Origin of the sequence: Natronococcus sp. A-GB1 (genome assembly GCF_029688845.1) — an archaeon.
Lineage (GTDB): Archaea > Halobacteriota > Halobacteria > Halobacteriales > Natrialbaceae > Natronococcus.
Window position 1 is genome coordinate 35,593 of record NZ_JARUKW010000012.1, and the last position, 21,461, is coordinate 57,053.

Below are 21,461 nucleotides of genomic sequence, written 5' to 3' on the forward strand. Positions count from 1 at the left end.
GTGCGGGATGGAACGTATGCTCGATCCACTCACATCCAGTACGGGGATCCTCCTCGCGCTGGCCGTCCTCGTCCTCGTCATGGTCGCGATCCTCGCGGTTCGGGTCGCGATCAAACTGGCCATCCGCGTCGGCCTCGTCGCCGGCGTCGCCCTCGCGGGGCTCTACACCGTCGGCGTTATCGGATAGGTCGTTCGAGAACCCACGGCAGTGTCGGCTGCCGAAGACTCGAGCGTGCTACTCGAGCCGACAACACGGGATCGCCACGCCCTCCCCAACCGATTTCTGCTCACGGACGCTACGCGTCCGTTCGCACGGTATGCGAGACCAGGTTCCGCGCTACACTCACTCACTTCCTTCGTTCGCTCATCCGCTGTCAGAGCACGCTCTGACAAGCCTTCGTTCACGCTGTTCACGAAGACCTCGCACGGCTTGGGTCCGAGAGCTCGCAGTTCGCTCGCTCTCGGTCAGCGCGCGCCACTGCAATGCCGGTCGCTCAGTCGGGAGTAACAGAAGTCAAGCCAAAAGTAGCCGAACCGACACCCGTTACAGCCCCTCGAGGAAGTTCTCGATCACGTCGTGACCCACGGCCGTGAGCACGCTCTCGGGGTGGAACTGGACGCACTCGATGGGGTGCTCGCGGTGGCGCACGCCCATGACCAGCTCGGTGCCGTCGTGGTCGGCCGTCGCCGTTACCGCGAAGCAGTCGGGTACCTCGGTCGCGACCAGCGAGTGGTAGCGGCCGGCGCGAAACCCCTGTTCGAGGCCGTCGTAGACGCCCTCGCCGTCGTGGTCGACCGCCCAGGCCTTTCCGTGGACGGGGTCGGGCGCGCGACCGACCGAGCCCCCGTAGGCGTAGACGGCCGCCTCGAGGCCGAGGCATACCCCAAGAGTCGGCACCTCGGGGCTGACCTCCCGGAGGACGTCCAGCGAGACGCCGACGTCGCGGTCGTTCTCCGGGTGGCCTGGGCCGGGGCTGACGATAATCCCATCGGGGTCGACGGCCCGGACCTCTTCGAGCGAGGCCGTATTCTTCAGCACCTCGGTTTCGGTCCCGGGCTGCTGGCTGACGTACTCGACGAGGTTGTAAGTAAAGGAGTCGTAGTTGTCGATCACGAGGACCCGGACGGGCTCTCCCTCGGCTTCGTCTGCGTCCTCGGATTCGGCTCCTGTTGCGCTCATCGACCCACCTCCGGCGTCGCCTCGTGCCGGTCCTCCTCGATTGCTTCGAGAGCAGCGAGTACGCCGCCCATCTTCTTCTCGGTCTCCTCGTACTCGGCCGTCGGGTCGCTGTCGGCGACCAGTCCGGCGCCGGCCTGGACGGTGATCCGATCGCGGTCGCCGTCGGCTCGCGGGTTCCCCGCTCGCTTATCCGCGGTGCGTGGCGCCGCGCTCTTCTCGACGGTGGCGGTCCGAATGACGATCGCGAAGTCGGCGTCGCCCGTCCAGGAGTAGTAGCCGACCCCGCCGCCGTACAGTCCGCGCGGTTCGGCCTCGAGGTCGTCGATGATCTCCATCGCGCGGATCTTCGGCGCGCCCGAGAGGGTCCCCGCGGGGAAGGCAGCCCGGGTCGCGTCGAACGCATCTGCGTCCTCCGCTAGCTGACCCGTCACCGTCGACTCGATGTGCTGGACGTGGCTGTACTTCAGGACGTTCATGAACTCGTCGACCCGCACCGACCCCGGTTCGGCGACCCGGCGCACGTCGTTGCGCGCCAGATCGACGAGCATCGTGTGCTCGGCCCGTTCCTTCTCGTCGGCCAGCATCTCGCCGGCCAGCCGTCGATCCTCGACGGGGCCCGACCCCCGGTCGCAGGTGCCCGCGATCGGGTTCGACATGATCTCACGTCCCCGCACCGAGACCAGGGTCTCCGGACTCGCGCCGACGACGGTCAGGTCGTCGTGCTCGAGCAGGTACATGTACGGCGAAGGGTTGACCTCGCGCATCGCCTCGTAGAACCCGATGGGATCGACCTCACCATACAGCTCCCGCGTCCGCGAAATGACGCCCTGGTAGATGTCGCCGTCGAGGACGTGCTCTTTCGCGCGGCGGACGCTCTCCTCGTACGCCTCGCGCGAGCCCGCACGTTCGTCCTCGCGAACGAACCCGCCCGAATCCGGCTCCGAGGCCTCGCCGAGGGTCTCCGCGACGTCGGCAGCCTCCGCGAGCAGTTCGTCGTAAACCGCATCAGGGTCGTCGCCGTCCTCGAGAACGGGCGTAAATACCAGCGAGACCGTCCCGTCACGCTCGTCGAACGCGAGCGTCCTCGTCGTCAGGACGAACTGCGCGTCCGGGAACCGCGAGTCGGGCCGCTCGCAGCCGACCTCCTCGAGCCAGAGGTCGTAGACGGCGTCGTAGGCGAGAAAGCCGACCAGTCCGCCCTCCAGGTGCTGACGGTCGTGATCCGGGAAGTTCTCGAGCCGGACGTCCGGCAGGGCGGCCCGGAGCGTATCGACCGTATCCCCGTCGGGATCGGTCTCGAGGGACTCGAGCGGTGGGTTCTCCGAGAGCGTCTCGACCGAGGCCCCCTCGGGACCGACGGTAACGACGGCCTCGGGATCGTAGCCGACGTAGGAGTAGCGGGCGTGGCGATCCGCCCGGGTGGCGTTGGGTCGGAAGGCGCCGTCGGGGTCGCTCGAGGCGGTCTTTTCGGCGCTCTCGAGCAGGAAGGCGTACGGCGAGCGCTCGCGGTCGCTTCCCCTCGAGCGCCCGGTCAGGGCCGCGTACGCGGCGAGTGGCGACGTCTCGACGTCGAGTTCGGCGACGGCCCGGACGACGACGGGCCGGGACTCGTCGGACTCGGCGTACCCGCGGAACGTCTCGCGATCGACGTCCAGTGCACTCGCGGCGGTCGGCGATCGTTCGGGGTCGCTCATGTGTGGGCGATTGCCGCGGACGGATACTTCGCTCGTTCGACGAACTCCCGAACCGCCTCGGGATCCGTGCGCCCCTCGGCGTTCTCGATCCCGCTCGCGACGTCGACGGCGAACGGCTCGACCGCCCGAACCGCCTCGGCGACGTTCTCGGGGGTCAGCCCGCCGGCGAGGACGAGCGGGGAGTCGAGGTCCGCTGCGAGTTCGCGGGTTAGCTCCCAGTCGTGGGTCTCGCCGGTGCCGCCGCCACCGTCGACTGCGGGGGTATCGACCAGCAGCCCGTCGGCGACCGCGTCGTACGCCTCCGCGGTCGCCGCGTCGGTCTCGCCGGCCTCGAGGACGACGAGCACCGTCGCATCGACCGCTTCGCGGACCGAGGCCACCTCGTCGGGCTCGAGCGTTCCGTGGAGCTGAACGGCGTCGGGACGGACGCGTTCGACGAGCCCGATCGCCTCCGCGGGCGTCTCGGGCATCGTTACGAGCACGGTCGTCACGAACGGCGGCGCGGCCGCCGCGAGCGACCGCGCGCGCTCGGGCGAGATCTCGCGGTGGGTGTCGACGGGGACCTCGGAAATGAGTCCGATCGCGTCGGCGCCTGCCTCGACGGCCGCCTCAAGGTCGTCCTCGCAGGTGGTGCCACAGGCCTTCACCCGCGTCATCGTCCCTCTTGGGTCGGCGTCCGGGCTCGATTCTGCGCGCAGAGGTCCTCGAGTTTGGCCGCGGCGTCCCCGGCGTCGATGGCCGCGCGGGCGGCGTCGACACCTGCGGCCAGCGAGTCGACCTCGCCCGCGACGTAGACGGCCGCGCCGGCGTTCGCGAGGATCACGTCCCGCTTCGCGCCGCCCACGTCGCCCTCGACGATCCCGCGCATGTCCCGGGCGTTCTCGGTCGGGGTCCCGCCCGCGATCTCTTCGATGGCGCGTTCCTCGAGTCCGAGGTCGGCCGGCTCGAGGACGTACTCCTCGACGTCGGTTCCCTCGACCTCCGCGACCTTCGTTCGGCCGTGGATCGCGATCTCGTCGGTGCCGGCGCCGTGGACGACCAGCGCGCGGTCGACGTCCATGCGCGAGAGGGCGTCGGCGAGCACCGGAACGAGGTCGGGGTCGTAGACGCCGACGACCTGGGCGTCGGCGCCCGCGGGGTTGGTCAGCGGCCCGAGCACGTTGAACAGGGTTCGCATGCCGAGTTCCTTTCGCGGACCGATGACGGCCTTCATCGCCGGGTGGAAGACGGGCGCGAGCATGAACCCGATCCCGTCGCGCTCGATGGCGTCTTCGACGGCCGGCGGTTCGGCCTCGATCTCGACGCCGACCTCCTCGAGGACGTCCGCGCTGCCCGAGGACGATGAGACGGAGTAGTTGCCGTGTTTGGCGACCGGAACGCCGGCGCCGGCGGCGACGATCGCGCTGGTGGTCGAGACGTTGATGGTGTCGTAGTCGTCGCCGCCCGTGCCGCAGGTGTCGACCAGCGGCTTTCGGGCGGGGTCGATCGTCCGGGCGGCCTCGCGCATCCCCTGGGCGAAGCCCGCGATCTCGGCCTCGGTCTCGCCTTTCGCCCGCAGCGCCGCCAGTAGCGCGCCGATCTGGGCGTCCGTTGCGCCCTCGAACACGGCCGTCGAGGCCGCTCGAGCCTCCTTCTGTGTGAGATCCTTCCCGTCGGCCACCCGCTCGATGAACTCCTTCATAGTGAACACCAATGTACGTAGTTGTCTTACAATGTCCAAATGAGTACACTAACTTAAGCGTGTCGCCGGCCCGTGGGGCCGAGTTACGCACAGCGGACGATTCGAAACCTTCAATTACGGTGGCGGGCAACGAACGAGTGCAGGCGAGGTGGCGCACGACGCCACGGACGCGAAACCAGGCGGGTTGGTGGTCTAGTCTGGTTATGACACCTCCTTGACATGGAGGAGGCCGGCAGTTCAAATCTGCCCCAACCCACTTTTGACGGAACAACAACGACGAGCGAAGCGAGTCGTTCGTTCCGTCAAAATTGTTACGGCAGTTTGAACCAGGGAGTGAAGCGAACGAAGTGAGCGGAACGACCGTGGTTCAAATCTGCCCCAGTCCCTCTTTGGTAGACTGGTAAGCGACGCGTGAAGCGATCTACTACCGCACGAGCCTCCCTCGACGAGACTCGAGCGTTGTTCGAACACCGCCACTCGAGTCCCCAGTCGCCTTTACTCGAGAACTTTCCCCAAACCCCTCCACTCGAGGCCGCTGCCGCCGATCTTGTGTTTCATGGCCAACACTTTTCTACGGCATTGAGCTAGCACGAAGCGGTATGAGCACTGAATCCGCAAGTCCCACGAACTACGGCCTCGGCGGCAGCACGAACTGGCTGCTCGGCGGCGCGATCGGGGGCATCGTCGGCTCGTTACTCTTCGGCGCCCTGCTGTGGGTCATCGATCCCGAGATCGTGACCGACGTCATTCCCGGGATCTACGGCTTCGATACGGCCGGCGGGCTCGGTTGGGTGTTCCACCTGTTCCACGGGCTCGTCCTCGGGGTCGTGTTCGGCGCGCTCGTCTCCCGTGAGACGATCCTCGGGACGATCACCGCCGACACCCAGTTCACCGTCCTCGAGGAGACCGGCATGGCGGTGCGGTTCGTCCTCGCCGGCTTCGTCTACGGCCTGGCGGTCTGGGCGTTGCTCCCGGTCATCGCGGGCACCGTCCTGATCTCGGTCGGCGGCGCCGACCCCGTCTTCCCCGCGATCGCCGCCGAGACCCTTGCCGGCCACGTACTGTACGGGATCCTGCTCGGCGCGCTGTTCGCGGTGTTCGTCGACACCGACGCGGCCCAGGAGGTCGAGGCGCCGTTCGAAGAGGCGTCGGACTCGAGCTGACGCGCTCGACCGATGATTTCCCAGCCGCTTCGAGGGAGCTACCGCTCGAGGCGTGCGACCGGTTCCCCGTCCCGTTTTTCGACCTCGACTAACCCGTCGTCCGCGAGATCCGAGAGGAGCCCCTCGAGCCACGCCCGCCCGTACTCACCCTCGGGAACGTAGTCGACCCGGATCCGGTGGCCGAGCGCGTCCAGCTCGAGCTCGTCGTACTCCCGAAGCGTTCCGATGACCCGCCCGCGGAACTGCCGTCGACTCCCCTCGAAGCTGGGCTGGGTCGGCACGTCGGGAGCGGTGAAGTCGCCCGTCGCGTAGGCCGAACACCACTCCCGCCAGGGGCAGCCGACCTCGTCACAGCGGGGCGTCTGCCGGCAGGCGACCCCGCCGAGTTCCATGACGGCGTTGTTCCAGACCCTCGAGCGACCCGCGGGCATCAACTCGTTGGCCGTCTCCTCGAAGGCCGAATCGTCGTCGGGAACGTCGAATGCCCGGTACAGAACGCGTTTGACGTTAGTGTCGACGACCGCGTTCCCGCTGTTGAACGCGAAGCTCGCGACGGCGTTCGCCGTATAGGGACCGACGCCCATCAGCTCCTGGAGCTCCTCGGGCGTCGTCGGAAACTCGCCGTCGTACTCCGCCTCGACCTGTCGGGCGGCCTCGTGGAGGTACTTCGCGCGGTTGTTGTAGCCGAGGCTGTGGTCGGTCCAGAAGCCGACGACGTCGGCCCGATCCGCGGCCGCCAGCTCGGCCGTCGTCGGCCAGCGCTCGAGGAAGTCCTCCCAGGCGTCGCCGACCCGATCGAGCTGGGTCTGCTGGCTCATCACCTCGCTGACGAGGATCTCGTAGGCGTCGTCGGTCTCGCGCCAGGGGTACGAGCGGTGGTCGGCCTCGTACCACGCGATCAGCGACTCGCGGACCGGCTCGAGGTCGTCGGGTACCGACGGCTCGTCGGTCCCGGAGTCGACGTCGGCGTCGGCATCACTCATCGGCCGTTCTAGCGACTCCCCCGGCTTACGTCTACTGAATCGGCCCGCGCTTCGAACGTGCTCGAGGAGCCTCGTCGGGCGAGCACGAAAGGCCTATCCGGCCCGCACGAGTCCGCTCCCGTATGAGCCTCGACGATCTCAACGACGACGTCCAGGAGTCCTACGCCGACGTCGGCGACGAGCTGACTGTCACGCTCGATCGCGAAACGAGAAACGAGCTGGCGCTGCTCGAGTCCGCCCTCGAGCCCGAGGCGACCGACGAACTCGTCCGCCGGGCGATCCACATGCTGTTCCAGACGACCGTCGAGAGCGGCAAGCTCGACTTCCAGCTGCGCTCGGGCTACGACGTCACCTACGACGAGTACCTCTCGGGGATGACCTTCGACGAGATGACCGGCGCCGACCAGTATCCGAGCATGGACGACGAGCGACGCTACCAGTTTTAACCGACGAGCGCGAGCGGCGGCCTCAGCGCTGCTGAGCCGGAAGCGTAACGGTGAACGTCGACCCCTCGCCGGACTCGGAGTCGACCCGGATCTCCCCGCCGTGGCGCTCGACGATCCGCTGACAGAGTGCGAGTCCGATCCCGGGTCCAGCGTGGTCGTCGACGGGATGGAGCCGTTCGAACACTTCGAAGACGCGATCGGATTCGCCGTCGGGGATCCCGATTCCCTCGTCGCTGACCGAGACGATCCACGTCTCGCCGCTCCGTTCGGCCTCGACCTCGATTTTCGGGGGCGTCTCGCCGCTGTACTCGATCGCGTTCTCGAGCAGATTCTGGAACAGCTGTCGGAGCTGGCTGGCGTCACCCTCGACGCGGGGCAAGGAGCCGACCGAAAGCACCGCGTCGCTTTCCTCGAGCCGGAGCTGGAGGTCGTCGCGTACGTCCTCGAGGACGTCCTCCAGGTCGACGGGCTCGAGGGCCTGGCCCTGGTTCTCGACCCGGGAGTACGCGAGCAGCCCGTCGATCATCTCGCGCATGCGGTCGGCGCCGTCGACGGCAAACGCGAGGAACTCCTGTCCGTCCTCGTCGAACTCCGTGGCGTAGCGGTCTTCGATCAGTCGAAGGTAGCTCGAGACCATCCGTAACGGCTCCTGGAGGTCGTGAGACGCCGCGTAGGCGAACTGCTCTAAGCGCTCGTTCGACTTCTCGAGGCGGTGGTTGGATCGCTCGAGGCGCTCGTTCGTCCGCGCGAGTCGATCGTTCGTCTCCTCGAGTCGCTGCTGGTAGCGCTTGCGCTCGCTGATGTCGATGACGACTCCCTCGATGGTCTCGATGCTGCCGTCCTCGACGACCGCCCGCCCGGTCTCTTTGACCCACCGTTCGTCCCCGTCGGCGGTTTCGATCCGATAGGTCGCCGAGAACGGCTCCCGATCGGAGACGTTCGTCTGGATTCGCTCCCAGAGCTTCCTGCGGTCCGCCGGGACGACGACGTCGGTTCCCCACTGCACGTCCCCCTGCTCGAGGACGGTCGAGCTGTACCCGGTCAGCTCCTCACAGCCGTCGCTGACGAACTCCATGGGCCAGCCGCGCTCGTTCCGACAGCGGTAGACCATCCCGGGAACGTTGCCCATCAGCCGTGAGAGTTCCTGTTCCCGCGCGCGAAGCTCCTGTTCGACCTTCCGCTGGTCGGTGACGTCGCTTGCGATCCCGACGATTCGGTAGACGTCGCCGTCGTCGTCGCGGATCGGAACGGCGCGATCCCGCACCCAACGCATCTCGCCGTCCGGGCGAACGACGCGGTACTCCTCGTCGTAGGTCCCCTCCCGTTGTTCGGGAAGGGCCTCGAGGACGCGGTCCCGATCCGCCGGATGGATCGCGTCGACGAACGACGCCGGGTCCTCGTACAGCGAGTCACGACCCCGGCCCCAGACCTCCTCGTAGGCCGGGTTCACGTAGAGCATCTCGTCTTTTTCCGGGCTGCTCAGCCAGACCACCTCCGAAACGTTCTCCGTGACCTGGCGGAACTTCGCCTCGCTCTCCCGGAGGTCGGTTTCGATCCGCTTTCGCTCGGTGATGTCGACGAACGAGAACACCGCCCCCGATATCTCGCCGTCCTCACGCAGTGGCGTCCCGCTCACCGAGAGCCAGATCCGTCGTCCGTCGGCACGCTCGAGCCCGATCTCGAGGTCGTGGATCGTCTCGCCGTCGGAAAAGACCCGCCGGGTCGGAATCTCGTCGGGTGAAAACGGCTCTCCGTCAGGTTTCACGGGATCGAGGCCGGCCGTTCCGCCGGCGAGGTCCTCGAGCTCGTTGGCCGCGTACCCCGTGATCTCCTCGGCTCGTCGGTTCATCCGCTCGAACGAACCGTCGGGGCCGAGCGTAACGATTCCGGTCGGATTCGTCTCGATGATCCGGTCAGTGAGATCACGCTCCTCGCGCAGGCGCCGTTCCCGCTCTTTCTGCTCCGAGATATCCCGGAAGTACACGGAGAGTCCCGTCTCCGAGGGGTAGACGTGGATCTCGAACCAGGTGTCGAGCGGGTCGGGGTAGTAGAGTTCGAACGAGGACGCCTCCTGGCGCTCCATGGCGCGTTCGTACTCTGTGCGGAGCTTCGAGTCGGCGGCCCACTCGAAGACGTCCCAGACGCGCTCGCCGACCAGTCCTCGACCCGTGACGTCGATCAGCTCCGCCGCACGCTCGTTGACGTGCGTGAACCGCCACTCGGCGTCGAGCGCGTAGAAGGCGTCGGTCACCCGGTCCAGTATCTCCTCGAACTCGGTCTCGATTCGTTTCTGGTTGGTGACGTCGGTCAGCGCAAAGACCACGCCGGGACGGTCCGTGTCGTCCGTTCGCAACGGCGCGGTGTCGACCGAGAGCCAGACTCGCGTTCCGTCCGGGCGGGTCGCGCCGAGCTCCACGTCGGTGACCGGTTCGCCGGTCTCGAGGGCCCGGTCGAACGGGAGGTCGTCGGTCGAGATCGGCTCTCCGTTCGCATCGACGAGCCCCCAGCGCGGGTCGTCGTGGGCGACGTCGGCGATCTCTGTGCGACTCCGTCCGAGAATCTCCTCCGCTCGCTCGTTCGCGAACTGCAGCGTCCCGTCGGCGTCGACGACCGTGATCCCGACGGGGCTCCGTTCCAGAATTTTCCCCTTGCAGGTCCACTCCCCGCCGAGCTCGTCGTCCGCGTCCGACGACGCGGACTCGAGCGCGCCAGCGAGGACGTTCGCGATCGTCCGCAGGGTCGCGGCGTCGTCCGCGTCGAACGCGTTCGGTACCGCGGCGCGAACCTCGAGGACGCCCCAGGGGTCGTCGATGCCGACGGGCGCCCAGAGCCCGCTCCGGACGTCGCGTTCGAGCAGCCGATCCGGCCACTCGAGTTCGCGACCTGCTCGCAGCTCGTCGACGTCGACGGGCTCGCCGCGGGCGATCGCCCGTCCGACGGGCGAGTCCTCGGGGTCGAGCGAGACCGTCGTCGACGCGGCGTCGTCGCTCGCACCCGTACTCCGACGACACACCGCGCAGTTCCCGCCGGGGAGTCGCTCGAAGAGCAGCGAGGAGTCGGCCTCGAGGGCCCCCGTGGCGGCGTCGACGACCGCGTCCAGCAGCTCCTCGGTGTCATCGATCCGGAGCGCCAGCTCGGACAGCTCCGCGACGATCGCCTGCGAACTCTCCTGGCTGTCGAACGTCGTGTCGTCTCGGGACGAACTCATTCGATACGCAGCGTCGCTTTTCACTTCGGAGTGATAAAGGGTGTGGCCGGTTTTAGTCGTCGATCAGCGCCGCACTCGAGAGCGCCTCGTCGATGTCGGCCTCGGCCATCTTCTCGATCAGGGCATCGACGACCTCCTCGCGTTTGCCCTTGACGAACTTGATCGAGCCGACGACGAGGTGGCCGCCGCCGGAGACGCCGCCGCCGGGGATCTCTTCCTCGAGCTCCGAGACCATGTTCGGGATGTCGAGGCGAACGCCGTCCGAGCGGAGGACGGCGAAGTCCGGGCCGTAGCCGACGGTGATCACGGGGTCACCGGTCTCCTCGATCTTCCGGTCGTGGAGTTCGCCCGTCGTCTTCCCCGGCGCGGGGTAGGTAAAGCGGTGGGCGTAGTTCTCGACGTCGATCCCGTAGAGGTGGGCGCCGTTGTCGAGCTCCTCGTGTTCGACGTGGGGCAGGACGGCCTCGAGCTGTTCGTCGACCTCCTCGCGAGCGCGGTCGGCGAAGAACGACACCAGCTCGCGGTGGCGCTCCTCGTCGTCGCTGTCGACCTGGAGCAGGTCCTGGATCAGCTGATCACCGGAGTTGTACCGGAGCCAGAAGGCGGCGTAGTCCAGCGCTTCGCTGACGTCCTTCAGGCGATCCTCGTCGTACCCCTCCTCGGCGGCGAGAGCGAGGTAGTCGTCCATCGCGTCGGCCTTCGAGCGATCGGAGAGGCCGGCGACGGCGGGGATGTGACGGAGCTCGTCGGTCATGTCCGGGTAGATCATCCGGGCGAGTTCGACACAGAGCATCCCCGTCGTGATGCGGTAGTCCTCGTCGTGGAGGTAGGGGTTGACGTGGGCGTCGAGCAGTCCGCCGACGGCGTCGGGGTCGGGGTGGTGGTGGTCGAGCGCGACGATCGGGATATCGTAGTGGGCCAGCGTCTCGTAGGCCGGGACGTCCTCGGCCGTCGAGCCGTTGTCGAGCATCAACAGAAGCGGAAGCTGCTGGCCGTGTTTCTCGCGGTCCTCGAGCGCGAAGTTCAGATCGCGCGTGGCGTCTTCCATCTCATAGAAGGGCGCCTTCGCGGGCAGCCGCTTGATGAGGTGTCGGGGGGCATCCTCGTCCTCGTGGACCTCGCTGATGAACCGCTCGAGGGCGATCTGGACCGGAACCGCGGCGCACATCCCGTCGCCGTCGGCGTGGTGGCGGACTCGGATGGGACGTCCCTCGAGGACGGTTCGGCGAAGCAGCGTCGCGACCTCCTGCAGGTTGGGCCGGAGCTTCTCGAAGGCGGGCCAGTCGATCAGCGGCTCGACGTCGTGGGGCTCGGCGCGCTCCTCGAGGGCGTCCTCGAGTCGCTCGCGGGCCTCTTCGGCGTCCTCGCCCTCGAGCTTCGAGAGGCCGTCGACCTCGATCTGGACGTCGCCCTCGCGGTGTTCGGGCATCCCGGTGACTCGGACGACGTCGCCGACCTCGATGGTGGGGTAGGCGCGGACGCCCGCCTCCTCGAAGGCGGCACAGGGAACGACGCCCTGCTCGTCGGCGACGTGGAAGATGGTCGGCCCGCCGGTCTGTTTGACCTGGACGACTTTCCCCTCGACGTGGATCTGGTCGCCGACGTTGGCCTCGAGACGGTTGGTGCCGGTCAGCGCGTAGTCACGGGAAACCGATTCGAGAGTGTACTCCTCGACGTCGACGGGTTCGAACGCCATGTCGCCGTTCTCGCGGATCGACTCGAGCTCGACGACGAGTTCGTCGCCGACGGCGTAGGTGCCCTCGAGGACCGACTCGTGGACGAGTCCCGAGATCGAATCCGAGAGGTCGACGAAGACGCCGTAGTCGACGATACCGTTGATCTCGGCCAGATACGGCCGGTCCTGTTCGAGGTCGTCTGCGGTACAGTCGGCAGCAAGATCGTAGACGACGGAATCCCCGTCGTCCGCGCCGGAGTCTCCGGCGGACTCAACAGTCATCGTTGCCCGTTGTTTGTGACGGGCGCGTATAACCCTTGTTAAGCCTGCCGACCCGCTGGGTGGCCTTTCGGAACGTTTAGCAACCGGAAGCCCGGAGGAGGGGTATGGGGCTGTTCGACGCGCTGTTTCGCTCGAGCGAGGTCCTCGGCATCGCCGAGGAGACCCTCGAGTTCGCCATCGAGTCCTCCGAGGCGGCCCACCCCGACGAGTATATGGGCTTTCTCCGCGGGACCGAGGCTCGCGAGCTCGGACTCGAGCAAAGCGGGCTCGTCATCACGGACGTACTGGTCGTGCCGGGAACCGAATCGAACAGCGTCAGCGCGACGGTCCGGACGAGCCAGATTCCCAACGACGTGAAGGCGCTGGGGAGCGTCCACTCCCATCCTAACGGCGTGCTCCGTCCCAGCGGCGCGGACCTGGAGACGTTCGGCCGGGGGAGCGTTCACGTCATCATCGGGGCACCCTACCGCCGAAGCGACTGGAAGGCCTTCGACTCACAGGGACGGCCGACGACGCTGAACGTGATCGACGTCGAACTTCCGGACAGCGACGAGTTCTTCGATTTCACGCAGGCCGATATCGACGAGGATCTCTCATGACTCCGAACGCGACTCTCCCGCTCGAGACGACCGACGACTCGAACACCGATCGACGGCCGGCGACGGGGGCGCGATCGACGGTATGAGCCGCACCGTCATCGCGCAGGGAACGTTCGATATCCTCCACCCCGGACACGTCCACTACCTCGAGGAGGCCGCCGCCATGGGCGACGAACTGTACGTGATCGTCGCCCGGAAGGCCAACGTCGATCACAAGGAGGCGCCCGTCTGTCCGGCGAGCCAGCGACGGGACGTCGTCGGCGCGCTCGAGGCCGTCGACGAGGCTCTGCTGGGCCACGAGGAGGACATTTTCATCCCGATCCAGGAGATCGATCCCGACGTGATCGCGCTCGGCCACGACCAGCACCACGACGCCGGCGCGATCCGGACGGCGCTCGAGGAACGCGGCGTCGACTGCGAGGTTCGCCGAGCGAGCGCGCGCGAGCCGGCGGCCGACGACGAGATCCTGTCGACGCGACTGATTATCGATCGAATACTCGAGCGGCGCAGCTGAGGCCGATAGCGGTGAGAGAGGGATAGTTAGCTAACTGTGGGTGTGGAAAATATACCCTCACTGAGGAACGTAGATAGCGGAAACATAATCCTGTTCTACCCGTACCGAGTTGGCCGGCCTCGACGAAACGGTCGGTAGCTCGCGTCTCCGGCGTTCGGGCCCGTTCGAGTGAGACAAATCTTGCCTCTTCCTATGGCCCAGAATTCTGAATTCTCGAGGTAGAGGGCCTGAAACCCGCAAACTTTTGAGGACGGAGTACAGAGTATCTCGGTATGCAGACGAACTCCACTCGCAGGCGGTTTCTCGCGGGAAGCACGACTGCGGGAATCGTCGCCGTCGCCGGCTGTCTCAGCGAGACGGACGGCGACGAGAGCGACGACTCGAACGGTGACGACACCGAGGAGACCGACGACACGACCGACTACGCCGACGCCGAGTACGAGGTCTGGGCGCTCGATCAGGGGACCGATAACGTCCACATCTACGAACCCGGCGAGGGCGACGCCGAGTTCGATCTGAAGACGACGGTCGACCTGAACGAACTCGAGGGCGTCCCCGAGGAGGGCGTCGTCCCGCACATGATCGACTTCAGCTCGGACTACGAGTACGCTGCCATCGCGTGCACGGCCGGCCAGCGCGTTCTCGTCTTCCGAACCGAGGGCTGTGAGCTCGTCGGCAACGTCGAGACCGGTCCCGGTTCGCACATGGCGATCTTCTCGCCCGACGACGAGTACATCCACGTCGACGTCATCGACGAGGAGGCGGTCGCCCGCGTCGAGGCCGACCTCGAGAACGAGTCCTTCGAGGAGGTCGACCGCCTCGATCTGGCCGAGGACGAGACGGTCCAGGAGGCCGGCATCGAGTCGGCGAACCCGATCTGTCACCAGTTCGACGGGCAGGGGCGATCGATCCACACGCTCGGTCCGAGCTACCACGACGCCGGCGTCGTCATCGTCGACCACGACAGCTTCGAGGTCGAACGGGCCTACTCCGGCGACGAGCTGCCGGCTAACTGCGGAACCATGCCCCACTTCGAGGACGGGAAGTTCTACCTCACCGCCGGGCTGCCGTCGGATCCCGAGGAAGGCGAGGACGGCGTCGGCAAGTACTATGTCTACGACGTCGAGGAGGACGAGATCATCGTCGACGGCGAGAGCACCGAAGGTGTCGACGCGCACGGCTTCTGGTTCACTCCCGACGGCGAGGAGCTGTGGGTGCTGAACCGCGAGACCAACGACGGCGTCATCGTCGATCCGGAGACCGACGAGGTCGTCGAAGAGATCGACGCCTTCGGACCCGCCCAATCCGACGACCCCGAGGATCGGGACGCACCCGACATCATGTGGTCCTCACCGGACGGGAAGTACATGTTCGTCACCCTGCGCGGTCCCGTCCCGCTGTCGGGCGACCCTCACGCCGCGACCGGCGTCACGCCGGGCTTCTCGGTGCTCGATATCGAGAGCCGCGAGATCGTCGACGTCGTCGAGCCGGATCCGATCGACGACTACGAGGAAGAGGAGCTACAGGCCGCACGGGACGAGGAGGAGGACGCACCCGCAATCCCGGACTTCCACGGACTGGGGGTTCGCGTGTTCAGTGACGGCGACGGCGAGATTCCGAACTCGCCACCGTTCTGATCGGCGCCGCTAGTTCTTGTTGACGCACGACGGCGGAAGCCGTATCGAGTCCACCGTGTGGCCGGTCTCGACGAAGTGCTCGATCGCCTTCCGCGAAACCTCCTGCTCGCTATCCCCGTCATCCGTACTCGCCTTCCAGTCACACTCGAAACAATACTTGTGCATCCCTCGTTCTGTTCGTAGTCGGGGACGGGACCGGGAAAGCCCCGTGCAGGAAATCGAAGGGAGGCTACTCCCGCTTGACGCCCGGATTGGTCACGGCACCGTTCGACGCCGAGTCGAAGTCCCGGCCGTACTTCGCCAGCACACCGGCGTTGTAGGCCGGCTCCGGCTGGTCCCACTCCTCGCGGCGAGCCTCGAGCTCCTCGTCACTGGCGTCGACCGCGAGAGTCCGCTCGGGGATGTCGACGGTGATCTCGTCGCCGTCCTCGAGCAGCCCGATGGGGCCGCCAACGGCGGCCTCGGGCGCGACGTGACCGATCATTGGACCCCGCGTGGCGCCGGAGAACCGTCCGTCGGTGATCAGCGCGACGTCGTCCTCGTGGCCGGCGCCGACGACCGCGGCGGTGACGCCGAGCATCTCGCGCATCCCCGGTCCGCCCTGGGGACCCTCGTTGCGAATGACGATCACGTCGCCGCTCTCGACGTCGCCTTCCTGGACGTACCGCATGGCCTCTTCCTCGGTCTCGAAGATCCGGGCCGGCCCCTCGTGGTGGAACTGGTCCTCGCCGGTCGCCTTGAGGACGGCGCCGCCGGGGGCGAGGTTGCCCGTCAGGATCTTGATCGCGCCCTCTTCCTGTTTGGGCTCGTCGACGGTGTAGAGGAAGTCGGCCTCGATCTCCTCGTCGTCCGGGAGCCCGCGCTCGGCCTCGAGGTGCTCGAGCTCCTCGGCGACCGTCCGCCCCGTGACGGTCATCGCATCGCCGTGGAACAGGTCGGCCTCGAGCAGTCGTCGGACGACGATCGGCACGCCGCCAAGCTCGTGGAGGTCGTTCATCACGCTGTTGCCGCCGGGCTGGAGGTCGGCGATCTTCGGCGTGCGCCGGGAGATCTCGTCGAAGTCCTCGATCTCGAGGTCGATCCCGGCCTCCCGAGCGAGCGCCAGCAGGTGGAGGACGCCGTTGGTCGAGCCCCCGATCGCGGTCTGGAGTGCGATGGCGTTCTCGAAGGACTCCCGGGTGAGGATATCGGACGGGCGGCGGTCCGCCTCGACGACCTCGACGGCGAGTTCGCCCGCGCGCTCGGCGACGTCGTAGCGCTCCTCGTCCTCCGCGGGTGGGGAGGCGCTGCCGAGGGGAGCGAGGCCGAGGGCCTCCGAGACCGAGGCCATCGTGTTCGCGGTGAACATTCCGCCACAGGAGCCGGCGCCGGGACAGGCGTTGCGCTCGAGTTCATCGAGTTCCTCGGCGTCCATCTCGCCGGTGCCGTAGGCGCCGACGCCCTCGAACACCTGGACGATGGTGACGTCCCGCCCCTCGTGCTCGCCGGGCATGATCGACCCGCCGTAGAGGAAGACGGAGGGGAGATCGGTTCGGATCGCGGCCATCATCATGCCGGGCATGTTCTTGTCGCAGCCGCCGATCGTGACGAGGCCGTCCATGCGCTCGCCGAAGCTGACGAGTTCGACGCTGTCGGCGATCAGCTCACGGGAGATCAGCGACGCCTTCATCCCCTCGGTCCCCATCGAGATCGCGTCCGAAATCGTGATCGTGCCGAACTCGATGGGCATCCCGCCGGCGGTGTCGGCACTCTCGAGGGCCGAGTCGGCGACGTCATCCAGATGCACGTTACACGGCGTGATGTCCGCGGCCGGGTTCGCCACGCCGATCATCGGCGAGGAGAGGTCCTCGTCGTCGAACCCCATCGCGCGAAACATCGCGCGATGGGGGGCTTTCTCGGCGCCCTCCGTGACCTCGCGGCTCTGAAGTCGCTCGTCTTTCCCGTGGTCGAACCGATCGTCGCTGCTCATGATCGGCCCTTGTCTCGAGGGGACATAAGTCACGCCTTCTCCTCAAGGGTTGCTGGCGATCGGCTCCCCGGCTACCGGGCTCGGTGAGCGGTTAGCCGTGGCTCGGTGTCTCGAATCGGGCGGCTGCCTCCCGAAGCGCCTCCTGCGTGTCGATGCTCTCGAAGGTGTCCCCGCTCACTCCCTCGAGTTCGTCCTCGTCGACCACGACGACGTCGAGGTCCTCCACGGCCGCGAGAATCCGCCCGTCCTCGCCCTCGAGGGCGTCGGCGCAGGCCTGGGCCATCGGCTTGGTTCGGTAGACCGCCTGAGTCGTCTGGTACCAGCCGTCCTCGAGTTCGACGAGCGCCCCGTCGCGGCCCTCGGCGCGGTCGGCCAGCGCCTCGAGCAGGGTAGGGTCGACGAACGGCATGTCGCAGGCCACGGCGGCGGCGTACTCTCGAGTGGCGGTCTCGAGTCCGACGGCGATCCCCGCGAGGGGTCCGCGGTCGGGTTCGGGATCGGTCGCGAACGCGACGGGCTCGGGGAAGTCGACCATCGCCGCCTCGATCGCCTCGCGCTGGTCCTCGCGACAGTTGATTACGAGTTCGTCACAGACCGTCGCGAGCTGATCAGCGACCCGCCGGATCATCGGCGTTCCCGCGAGCTCCGCGACCGCCTTGTCGTCCTCGCCGAACCGGGTCGAGTAGCCGCCCGCGAGGACGACCCCCGACAGTGATCGCTGGGAACTCATGGTCGCCGCTTGGTGTGGAGGGCCGTAATACCTGTCGGGGACGATGCGAAACCGACCGTTCGTCCGATTCCGACACGAGGGGGAATACTAGATATCTACCATAGAATAATAACTTCACACAACAACTGAGGAACCAATCACAGCAACATTTACCCACGAATTCGTGGCAGGTACCGTGGAGTCTGATATCGAATGTCAATGAACGCTGTCGTATACCAGGGACCGCACGAGGTAGCTATCGAGGAGGTCGACGAACCGGAGCTCCAGCATCCGAACGACGTCCTCGTCGACATTACGACGAGCTGTATCTGTGGCTCGGACCTCCACATGTACGAGGGCCGGACCGCTGCCGAGGAGGGAATCGTCTTCGGCCACGAAAACATGGGGATCGTCAGCGAGGTCGGTGACGCCGTCACGACGCTCGAGGAGGGCGACCGCGTCGTGATGCCCTTCAACGTTGCCTGTGGCTTCTGCCAGAACTGCGAGGACGGCTACACGGGCTTCTGTACCAACGTCAACCCCGGCTTCGCCGGCGGCGCCTACGGCTACGTCGCGATGGGGCCGTACAAGGGCGGCCAGGCCGAGAAACTTCGGGTCCCGTACGCCGATTTCAACGCCCTGAAACTGCCCGAAGGCGACGAACACGAGGACTCGTTCGCCTTGCTCGCGGACATCTTCCCGACGGGATGGCACGGCACCCGTCTGGCGGACCTCCAGCCGGGCGAGTCGATCGCCATCTACGGCGCCGGCCCGGTCGGTCTGATGGCCGCCTACAGCGCGAAGATCCAGGGCGCCTCCGAGATCTACGTCGTCGACCGAGTGCCGAGCCGCCTCGAGATGGCCGAGGATCACTGCGACGCTCACGCGATCAACTTCGAGAAGGGCGACCCCGTCGACCAGATCGTCGACGCACACGGCGACCAGGTCGACAAAGGTGTCGACGCCGTCGGCTACCAGGCGATCGACCCCGAGACGGATCCGGGCGACGACGCCTACGACCCCGCCCGCGAGAACCCCGCGGTCGTGCTCAACCAGCTGATCCAGACCGTGCGGCCGACCGGACAGCTCGGTATTCCGGGACTGTACGTCCCCTCCGATCCCGGCGGACCCGACGAGATGGCCCAGCAGGGCCGACTCGGCATCGACTTCGGGAAGCTCTTCGAGAAGGGCCACAAGTTCGGCACCGGTCAGTGTAACGTCAAGCAGTACAACCGCCAGCTCCGCGACATGATCATCGAGGGGCGGGCCGACCCCAGCTGGGTCGTCTCCCACCGGGTCGACCTCGAGGAGGCCCCCGAGATGTACGAGCGCTTCGACGACCGCGAGGAGGGCGTTATCAAGGTCCTGCTCGAGCCCTGAGCCGACAGCCAACGACAACTTTTTTGTGCGATCTCCGGCCGCGAGCGTGCCGGCTACGGAGTTTTATCGCTTCGCTGCCTACTTCAGTTGTTCATGCAGTACGCCGCCCTCGTCGAGTCCTATCGCCGCATCGCCGCGACCGCCTCGACCGACGAGAAGACCGCGATCGTCGCGTCGGTCCTCGAGGCGGCGACGACCGACGAGCTCGAGCGACTGCTGCCGCTGTTTCGCGGGAAGGTAACGCCAGCGTACGAGGGGGCCGATCTCGGTATCTCCTCGAGTCTCACCCTGGAGGCGATCCGCAAGGCGACCGGCGTCGCCAAATCCGAGATCCGAACGACGTGGCGCGAGACCGGGGATCTCGGCACTGCCGCCGCCGAAGCCGTCGCAAACCAGACCCAGCAGACGCTGTTTTCGACCGATCTGACCGTCGGGTCAGTTTTCGAGACGCTTCGGGACCTTCTCGAGTACGAGGGCGAGGGGAGCCAGCAGCGCCGCATCGACGCCGTCGCGAAGCTGCTCTCGAATGCCGAGCCCGAGGAGGCGCGCTACGTCGTTCGTACCGTTCTGGGCCACCTTCGGATCGGCATCGGTGAGGGGACGATCCGCGACGCCATCGCCCAGGCGGCCCTCGACGGGAGCGACGAGGCGACCGACGCCGTCGAGTACGCCTACCAGCTCACGAACGACTACCCGCTGGTCGCCCGAACGGCCCGCGAGTCGGGCGTCAACGGCCTCCGTGACCTCGAGATCGAGCTGTTCCGGCCGCTGCAGGTGATGCTCGCCGATTCGGCCGACAGCGTCGAGGACGGGATCGACGCGGTTGCGACGAGTGACGGGCCGCTGCTGGCCGAGTACAAGTACGACGGCGTCAGGGTTCAGATTCACAAGGACGGCGACGAGGTGCGGGCCTTCACCCGCCGGCTCGAGGAGATCACCGAGCAGTTTCCCGACGTCGTCGAGAGCGTCCGTACGCGCGTCGCGGCCGACAGCTGCGTACTCGAGGGCGAGATCGTCGGCTACGATCCCGACACCGGGGCGCTGACGCCGTTCCAGGAGCTCTCGACCCGGATCACTCGAGAACACGATATCGAGGCGGCAGCCGAGGAGACGCCGGTCGTCGTCTACCTCTTCGACCTGCTCTCGCTCGAGGGCGAGTCGCTGCTCGAGGAATCGCTCGAGGAGCGCCTCGCTCGCCTCGATTCCGTCCTCGAGCCCGAGGAGTGGGCGATCGAACCGGCACAGCACGTCCGGTTCGATCCCGCCGACCCCGAGCCGGCCCGCGAGCTCTACGCGGACGCCCTCGCCGCCGGCCACGAGGGGCTAATGTGCAAGAACCTCGAGGTTCCCTACCAGCCGGGTCGGCGCGTCGGCTACATGCTGAAGGTCAAGCCAACGATGGAGCCCCTCGACGTCGTCGTCACCCGCGGAAAGTACAGCGAGGGCCGCCGGAAGGGAAAACTCGGTCGGCTCTACCTCGCCTGTCGCGACACCGAACGCGACGAACTCAGCGAGGTCGGCCGGCTGGCGACGGGGTACACCGACGAACAGCTCGCCGCCCTCACCGACGCCCTCGAGCCGCTGATCACCGAAACCGACGGTCGCGACGTGAACGTTCGCCCGGAGGTCGTCCTCGAGGTCGAGTATGAGGAGATCCAGTCTTCGCCGACGTACGACTCGGGCTACGCGCTGCGATTTCCCCGATTCGTGCGCCGGCGGGAGGATCTCTCGGTGTCGGACGTCGACACGCTCGAGCGGGTTGAGGCGCTGTTCGAGGCGCAGTAGCGACTCCTCACCCTTCGCCCAAGACTTTCACTTTCACTACGGTTGGCGACGGTTTATCCGACCGTCGCCCGTTACTACGAGACGTCCCAGTTCGACGGTAAGCGACCGGTCCTGGCGCGGAATTCGGGTTAGCTGCATCGCCGGGCCGAGTGACAACGCCCGCGCTCACTACGTCCGCGACGCCCCATCACAAGTCGTCGGCGACGGCGACCGAAGGACCGCCCATGCCGTAATCTCATATCTCAAAAATGAACGAGTTCGACCCTACTCCGACCGACCGTATCGACACCGCCGCCTCGAACCACCGCCCGCTCGCGGGCCGCGAAACGCGGGTCCACGACGACCAGCCGTTCGGAGCTGAGCATTAGTGTCCGACCTCGGCATCGTTTTGATCGTCGTCGGACTCTGTCTGATGCTCGCGTCCGGACTGCTCGCGCCGATTATTAGATCCGGCTTCGAGCAGGACTCCGGAGGCGTCGACTGGTGACCGTCGGCTGGCGTTCGCCGCTCGGCGGCCCTCGCTACGACGGACCGGGGCTCGGCGAGCCAATGCGCG

The 21,461-nt window shown here is 66.9% G+C and carries 17 protein-coding genes and 1 tRNA gene; 9 read left to right on the plus strand and 9 right to left on the minus strand.

Annotated elements, in window-relative coordinates; translation table 11 throughout:
* Nucleotides 1-16: 16 nt before the first annotated feature.
* Nucleotides 17-187 (plus strand): hypothetical protein, encoded by a 171-nt coding sequence (locus tag QA600_RS14400; RefSeq protein WP_278292643.1) that lies wholly within the window; start codon nucleotides 17-19, stop codon nucleotides 185-187.
* A gap of 357 nt (nucleotides 188-544) precedes the next feature.
* Here the strand turns inward: QA600_RS14400 and trpG are convergent, their stop codons facing one another.
* Genes trpG through trpD form a run of 4 tightly spaced genes read right to left on the minus strand, consistent with a single transcriptional unit; the run spans nucleotide 545 to nucleotide 4,555 of the window.
* Nucleotides 545-1,180, minus strand: coding sequence for an anthranilate synthase component II (gene trpG, locus QA600_RS14405; protein ID WP_278292644.1), 636 nt, complete (start codon nucleotides 1,178-1,180; stop codon nucleotides 545-547).
* Complete coding sequence (trpE, locus tag QA600_RS14410; RefSeq protein ID WP_278292645.1) at nucleotides 1,177-2,874, minus strand: anthranilate synthase component I; 1,698 nt, start codon at nucleotides 2,872-2,874, stop codon at nucleotides 1,177-1,179. Before trpE ends, trpG begins: the two co-directional genes overlap by 4 nt.
* Nucleotides 2,871-3,530, minus strand: coding sequence for a phosphoribosylanthranilate isomerase (locus QA600_RS14415; protein ID WP_278292646.1), 660 nt, complete (start codon nucleotides 3,528-3,530; stop codon nucleotides 2,871-2,873). The genes trpE and QA600_RS14415 overlap by 4 nt, the downstream gene beginning before the upstream one ends.
* The gene (trpD, locus tag QA600_RS14420) at nucleotides 3,527-4,555 is read right to left on the minus strand and encodes an anthranilate phosphoribosyltransferase (protein ID WP_278292647.1); all 1,029 of its coding nucleotides are present in this window, start codon (nucleotides 4,553-4,555) and stop codon (nucleotides 3,527-3,529) included. The genes QA600_RS14415 and trpD overlap by 4 nt, the downstream gene beginning before the upstream one ends.
* 181 nt (nucleotides 4,556-4,736) lie before the next feature.
* On the opposite strand from trpD, the gene QA600_RS14425 reads away from it, so the two are divergent.
* A tRNA-Val gene (locus tag QA600_RS14425) sits at nucleotides 4,737-4,811 on the plus strand.
* Nucleotides 4,812-5,154: 343 nt separating this feature from the next.
* Nucleotides 5,155-5,718, plus strand: coding sequence for a hypothetical protein (locus tag QA600_RS14430; protein WP_278292648.1), 564 nt, complete (start codon nucleotides 5,155-5,157; stop codon nucleotides 5,716-5,718).
* A gap of 38 nt (nucleotides 5,719-5,756) precedes the next feature.
* Here the strand turns inward: QA600_RS14430 and QA600_RS14435 are convergent, their stop codons facing one another.
* On the minus strand, nucleotides 5,757-6,701 hold the full coding sequence (locus tag QA600_RS14435; RefSeq protein WP_278292649.1) for an A/G-specific adenine glycosylase: 945 nt from the start codon (nucleotides 6,699-6,701) through the stop codon (nucleotides 5,757-5,759).
* Nucleotides 6,702-6,823: 122 nt separating this feature from the next.
* Here QA600_RS14435 and QA600_RS14440 point away from each other — a divergent pair, with 122 nt between their 5' ends.
* Nucleotides 6,824-7,147 (plus strand): hypothetical protein, encoded by a 324-nt coding sequence (locus tag QA600_RS14440; protein WP_278292650.1) that lies wholly within the window; start codon nucleotides 6,824-6,826, stop codon nucleotides 7,145-7,147.
* Nucleotides 7,148-7,169: 22 nt separating this feature from the next.
* Here the strand turns inward: QA600_RS14440 and QA600_RS14445 are convergent, their stop codons facing one another.
* Both QA600_RS14445 and QA600_RS14450 read right to left on the minus strand, forming a co-directional pair.
* A complete protein-coding gene (locus tag QA600_RS14445; RefSeq protein WP_278292651.1) occupies nucleotides 7,170-10,355 on the minus strand; it encodes a PAS domain S-box protein in 3,186 nt (1,061 codons plus the stop codon).
* A 52-nt stretch (nucleotides 10,356-10,407) separates the two neighbouring features.
* The gene (locus QA600_RS14450) at nucleotides 10,408-12,312 is read right to left on the minus strand and encodes an OB-fold nucleic acid binding domain-containing protein (protein ID WP_278292652.1); all 1,905 of its coding nucleotides are present in this window, start codon (nucleotides 12,310-12,312) and stop codon (nucleotides 10,408-10,410) included.
* Between the two features lie 104 nt (nucleotides 12,313-12,416).
* Here QA600_RS14450 and QA600_RS14455 point away from each other — a divergent pair, with 104 nt between their 5' ends.
* From QA600_RS14455 to QA600_RS14465, 3 genes are all read left to right on the plus strand, one after another.
* Nucleotides 12,417-12,911, plus strand: coding sequence for a Mov34/MPN/PAD-1 family protein (locus QA600_RS14455; RefSeq protein WP_278292653.1), 495 nt, complete (start codon nucleotides 12,417-12,419; stop codon nucleotides 12,909-12,911).
* 82 nt (nucleotides 12,912-12,993) lie between these two features.
* On the plus strand, nucleotides 12,994-13,425 hold the full coding sequence (locus tag QA600_RS14460) for an FAD synthase (RefSeq protein WP_278292654.1): 432 nt from the start codon (nucleotides 12,994-12,996) through the stop codon (nucleotides 13,423-13,425).
* A gap of 272 nt (nucleotides 13,426-13,697) precedes the next feature.
* Nucleotides 13,698-15,062 carry a cell surface protein gene (locus tag QA600_RS14465; RefSeq protein WP_278292655.1) on the plus strand — a complete coding sequence of 455 codons (1,365 nt, stop codon included), beginning with the start codon at nucleotides 13,698-13,700 and terminating at the stop codon, nucleotides 15,060-15,062.
* Between the two features lie 229 nt (nucleotides 15,063-15,291).
* Here QA600_RS14465 and ilvD read toward each other — a convergent pair whose 3' ends face one another.
* A complete protein-coding gene (gene ilvD, locus QA600_RS14470) occupies nucleotides 15,292-17,031 on the minus strand; it encodes a dihydroxy-acid dehydratase (RefSeq protein WP_278292656.1) in 1,740 nt (579 codons plus the stop codon).
* 91 nt (nucleotides 17,032-17,122) lie between these two features.
* Nucleotides 17,123-17,761, minus strand: a complete 639-nt coding sequence (locus tag QA600_RS14475; RefSeq protein WP_278292657.1) for a molybdenum cofactor guanylyltransferase — start codon at nucleotides 17,759-17,761, stop codon at nucleotides 17,123-17,125.
* A 198-nt stretch (nucleotides 17,762-17,959) separates the two neighbouring features.
* Between QA600_RS14475 and QA600_RS14480 the strand changes: the two genes are divergently transcribed.
* Nucleotides 17,960-19,120 (plus strand): glutathione-independent formaldehyde dehydrogenase, encoded by a 1,161-nt coding sequence (locus QA600_RS14480; protein ID WP_278292658.1) that lies wholly within the window; start codon nucleotides 17,960-17,962, stop codon nucleotides 19,118-19,120.
* A 93-nt stretch (nucleotides 19,121-19,213) separates the two neighbouring features.
* Complete coding sequence (locus QA600_RS14485; protein ID WP_278292659.1) at nucleotides 19,214-20,905, plus strand: ATP-dependent DNA ligase; 1,692 nt, start codon at nucleotides 19,214-19,216, stop codon at nucleotides 20,903-20,905.
* Nucleotides 20,906-21,461 lie beyond the last annotated feature (556 nt).